Below are 12222 nucleotides of genomic sequence, written 5' to 3' on the forward strand. Positions count from 1 at the left end.
ACGATCCGGCGCGCAGGCTGCGCGCGACCAGGAGGCTCCCCCATGAAGCACGCACTCGACTCCGTCGGTTCCCTCGCCGCATCCGTCGCCGCAGGCCCTTTCGGCGTCCAGATCGCCCGCACCGCGCGCCAACCCGAACAGCTTCTCGAGCTGTACGAGATGGAGAACTGCCCGTTCTGTCGGGTGGTGCGCAACACGCTCACGGAGCTGGACCTCGACGCGCTCGTGTTTCCGTGCCCGAAGGGCGGCACCCGCTACCGTCCGCAGGTGCGGGCGCGCGGGGGCAAGGAGCTGTTCCCCTATCTCCACGACCCGAACACGGGCACGCGCCTGTACGAGTCGGCCGACATCGTGGCCTACCTGTACGAGACGTACGCCGGCGGGAACCCGCCGAGCCATGCGCTGATCAAGAGCGTGCGAACGTCGCCCTCGATGGCAGCCTCCGCGCTGCGCCTCGGACGCGGGATCCGCGCGCGCACCGGGCGGCTGCCCGAGCAGCACCTCGAGCTCTACAGCTTCGAGGCGAGCCCGTTCTCACGCATCGTCCGAGAGCGCCTGTGCGAGCTGGAGATCCCCTTCGTGCTCCGCAACTGCGGCCGGACTCAGGCCGTGGAGTGGATCGTGGTGCCCGCCCTGCGCGAGCGTCTGGCGCCCGACTACGCGCCCACGCAGCGGAACCGCAAGGCGCTGCTGGCGCGCACGGGACGCATGCAGGTGCCGTACCTGGTGGACCCCAACACGGGGCACGAGATGTACGAGTCGGCGCGCATCGTCGAGTACCTGGAGGAGACCTACGGCGCCTGAGCGAGGCAACCCCGTACGCTTTAGCGCGGATCGGCATGACGGCCTCATCACACACGACGTCCTCGACCGGTGTCGCGCACGAACCCTCTCTGGTGGAAGGTGTGCGCGAGCTGGAGCGCGGTCGACTGCGCGCGGTGCTGCGGGCCCGCATGTTCGGGGGCCCTGCGACTGCCGTTCGGCTCGGGCGCTTCGCGCTGGAGCGGAAGATCGGCGAGGGCGGCGCCGGGGTGGTGTACGCGGCGTTCGACCCGACCATGCAGCGCCGTGTCGCGCTCAAGGCGCTCACCGCCGCCCAGAGTGACCGACGGGCCCTGCTGCGTGAGGCTCGCGCGCTGGCGCAGCTGAGCCACCCGAACGTGCTCGGCGTGTTCGAGGTGCACGACGAGGGGGACATCGCCTTCGTCGTGTCGGAGCTGGTGGAGGCCGGCTCGCTGCGCGAGTGGATGCGGGGCGAACACACGCTGCTGGAACGCATCGCCATCGTCTCCGGGGTGGCTGCCGGGGTGTCGTGCGCGCACCGCGCGGGCCTCGTGCATCGCGACCTGAAGCCCGAAAACGTGCTGGTGGGCGAAGGGCGGCCGCGGGTGGCCGACTTCGGACTGGCACGGCTTTGGGCCGCGGGGGGTGACACCTGGGGCGAGCACCGGGTGGTCGGGACGCCCGGCTACATGGCGCCCGAGCAACGACGGGGAGCCGCGCCCGCGCCAAGCCAGGATCAGTGGAGCCTGGGCGTGATGGCGTACGAGCTGCTGTTCGGCCGTCACCCGTACGCCGTGGGGAGCGACGGCGCCGACGGTCCGTCCCGACCGTCGGTGCACGTCGCGGGACCGCCACCGCCACCCGCTGCCGACCACCCCGCGGGCCGCGCGTGGCCGGTGCTTGCGCGGGCCTTGGACGACGACCCCCAGGCTAGGTGGCCCGACGTCGACGCCTTCGCGCGCGCCATCGAGGACGCCCTGGCGCCCGCTCCGGTGGCCCCACCCGCGCGTCCCCGCGCGCTCGTGGTGGGCGCCGTGGTGACCGCCGCGTTGGCCTTGGGACTCACCGCGCTGGCGCTGCGGGCGCGCGAACAACGCCCCACTCAGGACGCGTCGGTCGATTCGCCGGGAGACCCGTGGGCGGCGCAGTACCCGACCGTGGCGCCCATGCTCGCGCGACGTGACTGGGTCGCCTGCAGCGCCTTCTTCGAGGCCCACGAGACGTCCCCCGCGGGCCACGCGGTGTGGGCCACCTGCGCGCGCGCCTCTGGCGATGGCGCTCGAATCGCGCGCATGTGCGAGGCCTCGTCGGACGACGCCACCCCCCCCGAGGAGTGCGACGCGTTGCTCACCGACGCTCGCAGCGCGCTGAACGCGGGGCGCCCCGAAGAGTGCATCAAGCGGCTCTGGGAGGGTGAGCACACCATGCTGCGGGGCGTGCTCATGGGAGAGTGCGCAAGCGGCCTCGCCAGCGACCTCCGCGGAGGATGGCCCTGCCTCTACGCGACGCGCAGCGCAGGTCCCCGCGGCCCCCTCACGACCTGCGGCTTCGCGGGGCACGTCATCGGCACCAACGGGCTACTCACCCCGGTCGACGCGTATGCTCGTTCGTTCGCGGCGCAGGGCGAGTGGGCTGCCTGCCGCAAGCTGGCCGAGGTGCACGGAGGGCTGGTGGACGCGCGGACCTGCGTCCCAGGGGGTGGCCCTTGAGCTTGCCGCCCACGGAGCGTCGCGGCATGCTCGACCGCGATGCCAACGCCGCTGGGTGACGACGATCGCGCGCTGCTGGAAGCGTGGCGCGCGGGGGATGCGCAGGCAGGTGAGGCGCTCTTCAACCGCCACTTCGACGCCATCTACGACTTCTTCGCGTCGAAGCTGAGCATCGACGTGAGCGACCTGGTGCAGCGCACCTTCCTGGGCTGCGTGGAGGCGCGCGACCGGTTCCGCGGCGACGCCAGCTTCCGCACGTTCCTGTACGCCATCGCGCGGCACGAGCTGTATGGCTACTTCCGCAGCCGCAAGCGCAACGAGGCGCTGGACTTCTCGGTGTCGTCGCTGTCCGACCTCGCCCCGGGCCCCAGCAGCCTGCTGCGCGCGGGCACCGAACGCGCGCGGCTGGTGGAGGCGCTGCGCACGCTGCCGCTGGACCTCCAGATCATCCTCGAGCTGCGCTTCTGGGAAGACCTGAGCGGACCCGAGCTGGCCATCGTGCTCGAGATCCCCGAGGGCACCGTGCGCAGCCGCCTGCGCCGCGGGGTCGAGGCGCTGCGCGAGCAGCTGGCGCGCGGCACGGGGTCACCCACGGGTGTCGCACAGGCTGCTGCCGAGCTCGAGGCGTGGTCGAGCGCGCTGCGGGGCGAAGCGACTGGGGACGACGAGCAAGCGAGCGACGGGGGGACCGAGGACGCGACCAAGGACGACGGCCAGGCGAGGGGCGGCGACGCGGCTCGGTGAAGGCGTGCCGCGAGGACGCTCCTCGGAGGGCTACTCCGTCGGGGACGATGGGAAGGCGTCCATGCGACGCACCGTGGCGCGCTCAGAAGGTGCCGCAGTCGGGGTCCGCGTAGGTGTCCACCAAGCGGCGCAGCCCGCGCGCGAACGTGGCCGCCGTGCCGTCCAGCTCTCGCCTGAGCCACCAGGCCACGGTGGTCTGCACAATCTCGCCTTCGAAGGCACCCACTCCCCCACGCGCCTCGAAGTACCGATACCCCGCGTCGGGGTTCGCGCAGAAGTCGTGGTGCAGGAAGTAGTGGAAGCGCCAGACGTAGCCGTCGGCCTCGCCGCGCGCGATGGCCGCTGCGTAGAGGTCGCGCTCCCGCGCCGCGCACTCGGTCTCACGCTCGAGCTTCTGGCGCGTGAAGTGGAAGATGCGCGCGAGGGGCGCCACGTACGCGTCGAAGATGGGCTGGGTCTGCTCCCGGAACGCGGGGTCGCTCGCCCCAGGCACGGCGTAGTCCACGAGCCACCGCACGAAGGCCGGGTCGTAGTGACCGAAGGCCGCGTCGGCCGCGTACTCGAAGCGCGACCCGTCGAGCGCGTGAGGACCCGACGTGAACATGCGCGCGCCGGAGAGGCGCACCACGTCGGCGAGCGGCACCAACGAGAGCACGTGACAGCCGAAGCTGTACACACCGCCGCGGTCGATGGGCTCGGCGTCTTCGCAGGAGTCCTGCGCGCGATCGAGTCGGGTCCACACGTCGCGCGAGAGCGACGCGCTCCCCGCCGAGCGAGGCGTCCCCACCTGGGCCGCTTCAGGCAACGCGCGTGACGAAGCCCCGGAGGAGGCCGGTCCGCAACCCGCCGCGCACAGCGCCACCCCCCCGACGACGTGGACGAAGCGCAGGCCGCTCATGGCGCGCTCACCGACGCGGGCGCGAGGGGCTCGCCGGGGCCGCCGAGGCGGCGTCGCAGCGCGGGATAGAACACGATCGGAGAGACTTCCATGAAGCGCGGCATGACGGCGTAGTAGAGGCGCGCGAAGCCGCGCAGCACGCCGTAGACCGTGCGGCTGAGGGGCGTAGAGGTCCAGCCGAACGCTGCCCGGGTGCTGCCGGGGAGCCCCTCCACGGCCAAGGAGCGGAAGAGCCACCCGAAGAGCGTGAGCGGGAAGCGTGCCCCACTCACCAGCGACTCGGCCACGCGCTGCCCCGCGGGGGTCACGTGCAGGCCGCGTTCGAGCATGTCCGCGAAGTAGGCCTCGAAGTCCGTGAGCGTGGGTGGGATGTTCGCGGCGCGCACGTTGAAGGACAGCGCGAAGAGCTTCGACTCTTCGTACATGCGCTCGAGCTCGTCATGGGGCGGCACCGCCAGCACCTCGCGACGGCCGAAGAGGATGCCCTCCACCAGCGTGGCCCAGACCCACGTGGTGGCCTCGGGGTCCATGGCGGAGTAGCTGCGGTCCGGCACGCCGGGCTCGTCGCTCGGGATGGTGCCGCGCACCGGGATGTGTGCGCGGAAGACGCGGGCCGCAAGCCGGAGGGCGAAGCGCTGTCGTCCGAGCGTGACCGCCAGGATGCCCAGGAACGTGCGGAACGCGCGGGCGAGAGGACTGCGCGCGTAGTCGCTGTGGTCGTGCACACCTTGGGCGACAACCGGGTGAGCGATCTGCAGCAGCAGCGCGCGCGCCGCCCCGAAGAAGGTGGCGTGCGAGATGGCCAGGCGACGAAAGGCCGAGTCGAGCGCGAAGAGCCCGGTGTTGTCGTCGAGCCCCGTCGCGATGGCGGCCGCCGAGAGCTCGCGGCAGAACTTGGTCTCGGCAGGGGTGGGTTCGCTGTTATTCACCACCCGGCGAATATACGCCGGGGATGGCGAGGCGCCCAGCCGAACGCGTCCGCGCCGCGGGCGCTCGATGGCCGCGACGGAGCGTTTCCTGGCCGCGCGACACCGACGCCCATCGGGCTGCGCGGCTAGCGTGAGGTCATGCTCTTCGACCATCTCCGCCATCCCGAGCTCCCTCCCGGCCCGAGCATGCCCTCGTGGCTCCAGCTGTATCACTGGCTCGGGGACTCCCGCGCCTTCTACGCGCAGCAGCGGGCGCTGCACGGCGACGTCTTCACCATCCGTCCGTTCGGCGTGGTGCCCTCCGTCGTCTTCGCGCACCCGGCCGCGGTGCGCGAGATCCTGCAGGTGACGCCAGGGACCTTCGGACACGCCAACGACCTGGCGCAGATCTCGGTGGGCACCGACTCGGTCATCCTCCGCAACGGCGACCCCCATCGTCTGGCGCGGCGGCGCCTCATGCCGTCGTTTCTCGGCGCGCCGCTGCACGCGCTCGGACCGCGCATGCTCGAGGCGACCGACGAGGCCATCGACGCGCTCTCGCCTGGGGAGCAGGTGGACTTCCTGTGGCTCGGACGACGGCTGACCTTGCACATCATCTTCCGCACGCTGTTCGGGGTGGGCGCGAGCGGTCGCTACGACGCGCTCTTCCGCGAGGTGCTGACGCTGGCGGAGGGCGCTCAGGACCCCTTCGCGATGATGGCCGCCACGGTGCTCCCGCCTGGGCTGCTCGCCGCGGTGACGCGCGGGAGCCACGACGGAGAAGGACGGCGGCGGCGAGACCCCGCGTGGGTCGTGCCGCTGCGGAGCGGGTCGATGGTGCGCGCGAACCGACGCGTGCGAGACATGCTGTTGGCCCACGTGCGGGACGTGCGCGCCGGGCGCGTCGAGGCCCTGCCCGACTCGGTGTTCGCGCAGATCCTGCGGCGCGCCGACGCGAGCGACGGGCCCGCGCTGGGTGACGACGAGCTCGTGAGCGAGCTGCTCACCCTGTTGCTGGCGGGGCACGACACCACCGCCATCGCGCTCTCGTGGGCGCTGCGGCTCTTGCTGCACCACGAGTCCACGTGGGCGGCGCTGTGCAACGAGGTGGCGCGCAGCGTGGCGGAGCACGGCGCGCTCGACGTGTCCGCGGTGGACCGACTGCCCTACCTCGACGCTGCGGTGCGCGAGAGCATGCGGCTGCAGCCCATCGTCCCCGCCATCGCGCGCCGCGCGCTCGTCGACACGGTCATCGCCGGTGTGCGCATCCCAGCCGGGGTGATGGTGCAGGCGCTGACCACCGGCGGACAGCATGACGAAGACCTGTGGCCCGACGCGCGCGCGTTCCGACCGGAGCGCATGCTGGACACGTCGGCCCGCCCCGAGGCGCTCTTGCCGTTCGGGGGCGGCTATCGGCGCTGCGTGGGCGCGGCCTTCGCGACCCTGGAGCTGAAGCTCATCCTCGCGCGCCTCGCACAGCGCACCGAGCTGCGGCTCTTGCTCAGCGAGGCCCCGGTCCCGGGCCGCAGCGGCATCTTGGCGCAGCCGCACGGGGGTGCCCCGGTCCTGGTGACGGCACGCCATCCCCGTGAGACGAGGTCTGCCCGCCCGGCTCACTCCTCGAGCGCGAGCTTGGCCCGGTAGGCGCGGGGGCTCTCGCCCGTCCAGCGATGGAACGCGCGGCGGAACGCACCCGCGCCGGCGAACCCCAGCGCGAGCGCGATCTGATCGAGGTTCTGGTCGCGCCGCTCCATCAACACCAACGCACGCTCCCGACGGGCGCCGTCGACGACCTCGCGAAACGACGTGCCCTCCTCGGCCAGGCGTCGACGCAGCGTGCGCTCGCTCATGTGGAGCGCCCTGGCGGCGGCCTCGACGTCGACCGCGCCGTCGGCCAGCTGCGTGAGCACCAAGCGCTGGACGCGGGGCGCGTGCACCGCCCCGACCGGCAGCTGCGCGAGCAGCCCGAACGCCTGCTTCGACAGCACCTCCGAGAGCACCGGGTCGGCCCCCGCGAGGCGCGCGTCCAGCGGGGCGTGATAGGTGATGGTGCACGCCTCCTGCCCGAACACCACGGAGCCGCCGAGCGCCTCCCGATAGGTGGCCATCGGGGCACGCGCGGCGTGCACGAACGCGACGCGCTGCAAGCGCACCTCGACGGAACGCTGCTGAACACCCAGCACCGACCCCACCAGGTACTCGGCCAGCAGCGGGTCGTCGCAGGGTGAGCCCGCCTGCGACAAGCGGATGGTCACGTGCGACGCGTCCGCCGCGCTCTCGAGCACGCACTCGAGCCCATCGAACGTCAGCGGCGTGAGCTGCGAGGCCACCTGGTACGCGGCCCGCCCCGTCTCCTGGGTGATGGCCACGAAGGCGGTCAGCAGGAAGCTCGCGCGATCGATACCGAGCCCTGCGCGCAACCCGAAGAGGGGGTCGCGCAGCGCCCGCGCCCCCTCCCGCAAGAGGAGCAGCCCCGCGCCGAACGGGACGCGACGGTCGTGATCTTCGAGCGCCTCGACGGTGAGCGAAGCGCGCGCCAAGACAGGCTCCCAGTCGGTCGTGTGGTGCTGCAGGTGGCGCAGGGCGGGCAACCAGAAGCGCCCCGCGCTCGAGACGACACCCTTCACGGAAGGTCGTCCTGGATGTGCGCGCCGCACCACGGGCAGTAGCGCAGCGTGTAGCTCGCGTTCTTGGCCTCGAGGAACAAGCGCCCGCCCGCGCTGAGCTGGACCACGAGGTCCGGGCACGTCGACCCGTGCTCCACGCAGTCGTAGTTGAGCTGCCGGCCCATGGTGGCGCAGCACGGGTCGGTCACCAGCTGCCGCGGGTCTCTGATCGCCATCCGCGCAGTACAGCAGGAGAACGGCGCCCGTGGCCACACTCCGTCGCACACCGTGCGATTCGTGTCGTTGTCGCGCACCGGTCCGTCGGCTTTGTTGGCCTTGACGCAGCGCACGCCGCGCTCGTCGCGAAAGGACCCACGTCATGCATCATCGTTCCATCCTGGGCTGCACGGAGTTCGCCCTGGTCACCCTCGTCACAACGCTGGTCGCCTCGTGTGCGCCAGGCACCGGGTCCCCCGGCGCAGACCTCGGGGCGGGCGCGCAGGATGCCGACACGCCCGACGCCTCACAGCCCATGGACGCAGGTGAGGACGACGCCGGGACAGATGGGAGCACGGAGGACGGCGGCGATCAGGACCTCGGCCCCGGGGACGCCGGCCCCTGCCCGGACGCCGACATGGACGGCGTCTGCGACGACGCGGACGTGTGCTTGGGTGCCGACGACCGCGTGGACGCCGACATGGATCTGGTCCCGGCCGCGTGCGATTGCGACGAGGCTGGCGCGTCGTGCATGCAGAACGGTGGGACGTGCACCGAGAGCGCGAGCGGCGTGAGCTGCACCTGCGCACCAGGCACGTACGGTCCGAGCTGCGCGGGGACATGCGCGTGCGCGGCGGGTAGCGCGTGTGACGACGGCGCGACCGGCAGTGGCGCCTGCACCTGCGCACCCGGTCGGTATGGCGTCACGTGCTCCGGCACCTGCACGTGCGCGACGGGCAGCACCTGTGACGACGGCGCGGACGGCGACGGGTCCTGCACGTGCGCTCCGGGTCGATACGGTCCCGCCTGCGCGGGGGTGTGTGCGTGTCAGAGCGGCACGTGCGACGACGGCGCGGACGGCGACGGGTCCTGCACGTGCCCACCGAACCGCTTCGGACCGACCTGCGTGGGCGTCTGCATGTGCTCGGGCAGCACGTGCGACGACGGCGCCGATGGAAGCGGGACCTGCACGTGCGCGGCTGGTCGCTACGGTCCGACGTGCGCCGGGATCTGCCTGTGTGCGGCCGGCAGCACCTGCGACGAGGGGGCCTCGGGCAATGGTAGCTGCTCGTGCGCAGCCGGGACCTACGGCAACCTGTGCAGCGGGCAGTGCGCGTGCGGGCCCGGGCTCACGTGTGATGACGGGCGCACTGGCGACGGCGCGTGTTCGTGCGGCCCGAACATGGGGCTGTGCGGGAGCACGCAGGCGAGCTGTGTGGTGGCCGCGTTGGACCAGAGCAACGTCACCACGGGGGGCACGCGCCTGGCGACCACCATCGGGCAGACCTTCACGGCCGGGATCACGGGGCAGCTCACGGGCATCGACCTCCAGGTCGAGTCGGGCACGTCGAGCGGCGCGGTGACCGTCACGAACGAGGCCGGCACCGTGGTGCTGCGCTCGGACGCCTTCGCGATCACGCAGGTCGGGGCGAACCGCGTGGACTTCACGGGCCCGGTGCCCGTGGTGGCCGGGACGGTCTATCGCTTCCAGGTCAGCCTCGCGTCGGAGGTGCGCGTCCGACAGTCGGTGGACACGTACCCCGGGGGCAGCGTGGCGGGTGCGACGGACCGCGACCTCGGCTTCGCGACCTACGTCGCGCCGTGCCCCTGATCCGCACGACGGGGTCCCGCATGGACCGCCGTGGGCGGCTCACCCCGCCTGCGGCGCCAGCGCCCCGAGGAACAGGGTCTTGGCGTGGGCGACGAGATGGTCCTCCACCGCACGCAAGGCGGCCGGGAGCTCGCCGAGGCCCGTGATCTGCAGACACTCCTCGTCCGTGTGCAGCGCGTAGCGGCTCACAGCCAGCTCGAGCGTGTGCGCCGCGAGCCGCAGGCGCACCTTGACCGGTGCATCCGGCGCCAGCTGGCCGCCCACCTTGTCCAACAGTGGCAGCAGCTGCCGCACGAGCCGCTGATCGGGCAGGGCCCCGCGCTCCATGGTGGTCATGTAGCGCATGCGGACGAGCTCCTGGTTCTCCCGCGTGAAGCGGAGGGCCTTCCTGGTGATGCGCTCCAGCGACGAGAGGACGTCGCCCGAGGCGGCGATGAGCTCGAGCTCGGCCAGCACCTCGCGCGTGACCCACGCGTAGAGGTGGTCCAGGCATGCCTCGAGTAGCCCGGCCCGGTTCTCGAAGTAGTACTGGATGGTGCCGGTGCTCACGTCGGCGCGGCGCGCGACCTCGCGCAGGGAGCACGCGTCGGGGCCGCTCTCGCGCACGATGGCGAGCGCGACGTCCAGGATGGCGTCGTAGGTGTCTTCGCTGCTCGCGTGGGCCGGCCGAGCCATGCCCGCATGGTACGCGTTCGTGTCGAGGACCTTCCGGCGAGATCGGAGTGGTCCGCAGCCACGGCGACCGGGCCCAGCGCCAGCAGCCGCGCGCGTGATGTCGCGTCAGCCCTCGCAGCTGCCGACGCTGAAGCGGAAGTAGCGCTGGTGCACGGCCGCGTAGAGTGCGTTCCCGAGGAACACACCGGCGAGGGTCACCAAGGCGCCCAGCTTGCCCTCCCCGACTTGCACCAAGATGATGCCAGGGCACGCGCCGGACAGCGCCCAGCCCACGCCGAAGAGGACGCCGCCCACGACGGTGCCACGGTGGATGGGACGCGCGGAGAAGGGGGGGTCGTTGGGACGCACGCGTCGCACGACGACCCAAGCCACGCCCAGCGTGACCACGGCCAGCAGGAACGTGAACACCAGGCGCGGATCGCGCAGCGTGAACATGGCGTGGACCTCGTCCCAGCTGCTGAAGCCGATGCGGCTCAAACAGAAGCCGAGCGCGACGGCAGTGAGGAGGGCAAAGCTGTGCTTCACAGCACGGCCTCCAACAAGAGGCTGACCAGGATACCCGTGCCGAAGAAGGCCGCCGTGGCGAGCAGCGAGCCAGGTTGCGCCCGGCTCACCCCGCACAGGCCGTGACCCGAGGTGCAGCCGCCGGACATGCGCGTGCCCCAGCCGACGAGCAGTCCCCCGACCAGCAGCACCGCATAGCTCGACGCGCCCTGCCCGAAGGCCGCCTCGAAGCCCGCGCTGCCGATCCCGAGCTCCGGGCGGAGGCCTACGCCCGTCAGAGACGCCAGCAGCCCTCCGAACGCGATCGCCAAGAGGAACGCGCCGTGGAGCCATGTGGGCTGCGGCCCCGGGGCGGCGATGGCTGCGACGGGGGTCTCGTGCGGCTCGGGAACATCTGGGGTCTGTGCCGCCTCCTCGAGCGCTTCGGCGCCGAACTCCGCGAGCGCCATGGCCTGCACGGCCGCGATCAGCTCCTCCTCGGTCATGGCCTCCTCCGCTTCGGGCGACGGGCGCTCGCGCAGGCGGTTCACGAGCTGCGTGAAGCGCCCGGACACGGCCAGCATGCGCCTCACCCCGAGCCAGTGCGTCAGCGCGACGAGCGCCAGCGCGAGCCCTCCCAGCCAGGCAGGCCAGTACGTCATGGCACCTCCGGCGCCTTGAGCGTCTGCCCGTTGGGCATGAGGCGCAGTGGGACCACGCGCCCCTCGCTGGCGACACGGTAGCGCGCGCAGGACTCGAACGCGCCGTTGCAGTACCGAATCTTGAACACGCTGAGCGTCCCGGCGTGTTTGAAGAGGCCGTACATCGCGCAGGAGCCCATGTTGGGGCACGCCACCTTCGCTTCCGACACATCCGTCATCGCCTGCTTCCCTTTCTTGGCTGCGCCAAGCCTCGACTGACAAGATGACACGTCACCTCGTCGAGGGGATAGCCCCAGATGCGGACAATGACGACGGCAGGGGCCCGCGCGCGAGCCTCGGCTACGGGACGTCGACCTCGGCGAGGAACGCCGCGAGGCGGGTTCGCTCTTCGGGCCCGAGCACGTCGGCGAGCCACGACTCGAGCTTCGAGACCTCGAAGAAGAGCTTGCGGTCGGGATGGTGCGCGTCTCGGATCACGCGCAGGAACTGCATGACGGTGACTGGCGAGTTGTTCTGGGCGAGCGCCGCGCTACGCAGCGTCGCGTCGTTGGTGCCCGAGATGAGCTGAACGATGCGCTCCGCGGCCTCGGGAGCCATGATGGGACACAGCCGCCAGTCCACGACGGTGACATGCTGCGTCCCCGGCGGCAGCTGCTGGACGGCCGCGCCCACCTTGGCGAACAGGCGGTCCACGTCATCCGCGCACTTGTAGCCCGCGGCGGCACGGATCTCGAGCAGACGTCCGACGGCAAGCTGAGCGGTGTTCTCCGCAGGCATGGCTGTGACGGTACACCAGCTCCGACGACCCCGATAGGGGCTCGCTCAGCACCGCCTGGGGGTGCGCGACCAGACGCGACATGTCGCTCGGTCACATCGCCGAGCAGGTGCCCGCGCGCGGTCGCAGGGTCGGCGCGCTCACAAGGCAG

14 protein-coding genes are annotated in these 12222 nt (G+C 71.9%); 5 read left to right on the plus strand and 9 right to left on the minus strand.

The genetic code is table 11. From position 1 onward, the window contains the following. The first annotated feature begins 42 nt into the window (after positions 1–42). The 3 genes from H6726_08540 to H6726_08550 are packed head-to-tail and all read left to right on the plus strand — an operon-like array spanning position 43 to position 3236. Positions 43–804: a glutathione S-transferase N-terminal domain-containing protein gene (locus tag H6726_08540; GenBank protein ID MCB9657679.1), complete on the plus strand. Its 762-nt coding sequence runs from the start codon at positions 43–45 to the stop codon at positions 802–804. Between the two features lie 35 nt (positions 805–839). After that, positions 840–2492 carry a serine/threonine protein kinase gene (locus tag H6726_08545; GenBank protein MCB9657680.1) on the plus strand — a complete coding sequence of 551 codons (1653 nt, stop codon included), beginning with the start codon at positions 840–842 and terminating at the stop codon, positions 2490–2492. A 39-nt stretch (positions 2493–2531) separates the two neighbouring features. Next, positions 2532–3236: a sigma-70 family RNA polymerase sigma factor gene (locus tag H6726_08550; GenBank protein ID MCB9657681.1), complete on the plus strand. Its 705-nt coding sequence runs from the start codon at positions 2532–2534 to the stop codon at positions 3234–3236. 82 nt (positions 3237–3318) lie between these two features. Here the strand turns inward: H6726_08550 and H6726_08555 are convergent, their stop codons facing one another. Together H6726_08555 and H6726_08560 are read right to left on the minus strand one after the other, a co-directional pair. Beyond that, on the minus strand, positions 3319–4134 hold the full coding sequence (locus H6726_08555) for a hypothetical protein (protein ID MCB9657682.1): 816 nt from the start codon (positions 4132–4134) through the stop codon (positions 3319–3321). Beyond that, positions 4131–5063, minus strand: coding sequence for a DUF2236 domain-containing protein (locus tag H6726_08560; GenBank protein ID MCB9657683.1), 933 nt, complete (start codon positions 5061–5063; stop codon positions 4131–4133). The genes H6726_08555 and H6726_08560 overlap by 4 nt, the downstream gene beginning before the upstream one ends. A gap of 138 nt (positions 5064–5201) precedes the next feature. Here H6726_08560 and H6726_08565 point away from each other — a divergent pair, with 138 nt between their 5' ends. Continuing rightward, positions 5202–6686: a cytochrome P450 gene (locus H6726_08565; protein ID MCB9657684.1), complete on the plus strand. Its 1485-nt coding sequence runs from the start codon at positions 5202–5204 to the stop codon at positions 6684–6686. Here H6726_08565 and H6726_08570 read toward each other — a convergent pair. Both H6726_08570 and H6726_08575 read right to left on the minus strand, forming a co-directional pair. After that, a complete protein-coding gene (locus H6726_08570) occupies positions 6656–7669 on the minus strand; it encodes an AraC family transcriptional regulator ligand-binding domain-containing protein (protein ID MCB9657685.1) in 1014 nt (337 codons plus the stop codon). The genes H6726_08565 and H6726_08570 overlap by 31 nt on opposite strands. Further along, positions 7666–7884 (minus strand): hypothetical protein, encoded by a 219-nt coding sequence (locus H6726_08575; protein MCB9657686.1) that lies wholly within the window; start codon positions 7882–7884, stop codon positions 7666–7668. Before H6726_08575 ends, H6726_08570 begins: the two co-directional genes overlap by 4 nt. Positions 7885–8027: 143 nt before the next feature. On the opposite strand from H6726_08575, the gene H6726_08580 reads away from it, so the two are divergent. Continuing rightward, positions 8028–9476 carry a hypothetical protein gene (locus H6726_08580; GenBank protein ID MCB9657687.1) on the plus strand — a complete coding sequence of 483 codons (1449 nt, stop codon included), beginning with the start codon at positions 8028–8030 and terminating at the stop codon, positions 9474–9476. Between the two features lie 39 nt (positions 9477–9515). Here H6726_08580 and H6726_08585 read toward each other — a convergent pair whose 3' ends face one another. From H6726_08585 to H6726_08605, 5 genes are all read right to left on the minus strand, one after another. Beyond that, the gene (locus H6726_08585) at positions 9516–10151 is read right to left on the minus strand and encodes a TetR/AcrR family transcriptional regulator (GenBank protein ID MCB9657688.1); all 636 of its coding nucleotides are present in this window, start codon (positions 10149–10151) and stop codon (positions 9516–9518) included. A gap of 105 nt (positions 10152–10256) precedes the next feature. Next, positions 10257–10676, minus strand: a complete 420-nt coding sequence (locus H6726_08590; protein MCB9657689.1) for a YeeE/YedE family protein — start codon at positions 10674–10676, stop codon at positions 10257–10259. Continuing rightward, positions 10673–11296: a hypothetical protein gene (locus H6726_08595; protein MCB9657690.1), complete on the minus strand. Its 624-nt coding sequence runs from the start codon at positions 11294–11296 to the stop codon at positions 10673–10675. Before H6726_08595 ends, H6726_08590 begins: the two co-directional genes overlap by 4 nt. Further along, on the minus strand, positions 11293–11514 hold the full coding sequence (locus H6726_08600) for a hypothetical protein (protein MCB9657691.1): 222 nt from the start codon (positions 11512–11514) through the stop codon (positions 11293–11295). The genes H6726_08595 and H6726_08600 overlap by 4 nt, the downstream gene beginning before the upstream one ends. A gap of 121 nt (positions 11515–11635) precedes the next feature. Next, positions 11636–12073, minus strand: a complete 438-nt coding sequence (locus H6726_08605; protein ID MCB9657692.1) for a hypothetical protein — start codon at positions 12071–12073, stop codon at positions 11636–11638. Between the last annotated feature and the right edge of the window lie 149 nt (positions 12074–12222).

Source organism: Sandaracinaceae bacterium, from assembly GCA_020633055.1.
Taxonomy (GTDB): domain Bacteria; phylum Myxococcota_A; class Polyangia; order Polyangiales; family Houyiibacteriaceae; genus JADJJE01.

Coding starts and splice junctions, on each gene's coding strand:
- H6726_08540 (MCB9657679.1), top strand. CDS start 43: ATGAAGCACGCACTCGACTCCGTCGGTTCCCTCGCCGCATCCGTCGCC.
- H6726_08545 (MCB9657680.1), top strand. CDS start 840: ATGACGGCCTCATCACACACGACGTCCTCGACCGGTGTCGCGCACGAA.
- H6726_08550 (MCB9657681.1), top strand. CDS start 2,532: ATGCCAACGCCGCTGGGTGACGACGATCGCGCGCTGCTGGAAGCGTGG.
- H6726_08555 (MCB9657682.1), bottom strand. CDS start 4,134: ATGAGCGGCCTGCGCTTCGTCCACGTCGTCGGGGGGGTGGCGCTGTGC.
- H6726_08565 (MCB9657684.1), top strand. CDS start 5,202: ATGCTCTTCGACCATCTCCGCCATCCCGAGCTCCCTCCCGGCCCGAGC.
- H6726_08575 (MCB9657686.1), bottom strand. CDS start 7,884: ATGGCGATCAGAGACCCGCGGCAGCTGGTGACCGACCCGTGCTGCGCC.
- H6726_08580 (MCB9657687.1), top strand. CDS start 8,028: ATGCATCATCGTTCCATCCTGGGCTGCACGGAGTTCGCCCTGGTCACC.
- H6726_08585 (MCB9657688.1), bottom strand. CDS start 10,151: ATGGCTCGGCCGGCCCACGCGAGCAGCGAAGACACCTACGACGCCATC.
- H6726_08595 (MCB9657690.1), bottom strand. CDS start 11,296: ATGACGTACTGGCCTGCCTGGCTGGGAGGGCTCGCGCTGGCGCTCGTC.
- H6726_08600 (MCB9657691.1), bottom strand. CDS start 11,514: ATGACGGATGTGTCGGAAGCGAAGGTGGCGTGCCCCAACATGGGCTCC.
- H6726_08605 (MCB9657692.1), bottom strand. CDS start 12,073: ATGCCTGCGGAGAACACCGCTCAGCTTGCCGTCGGACGTCTGCTCGAG.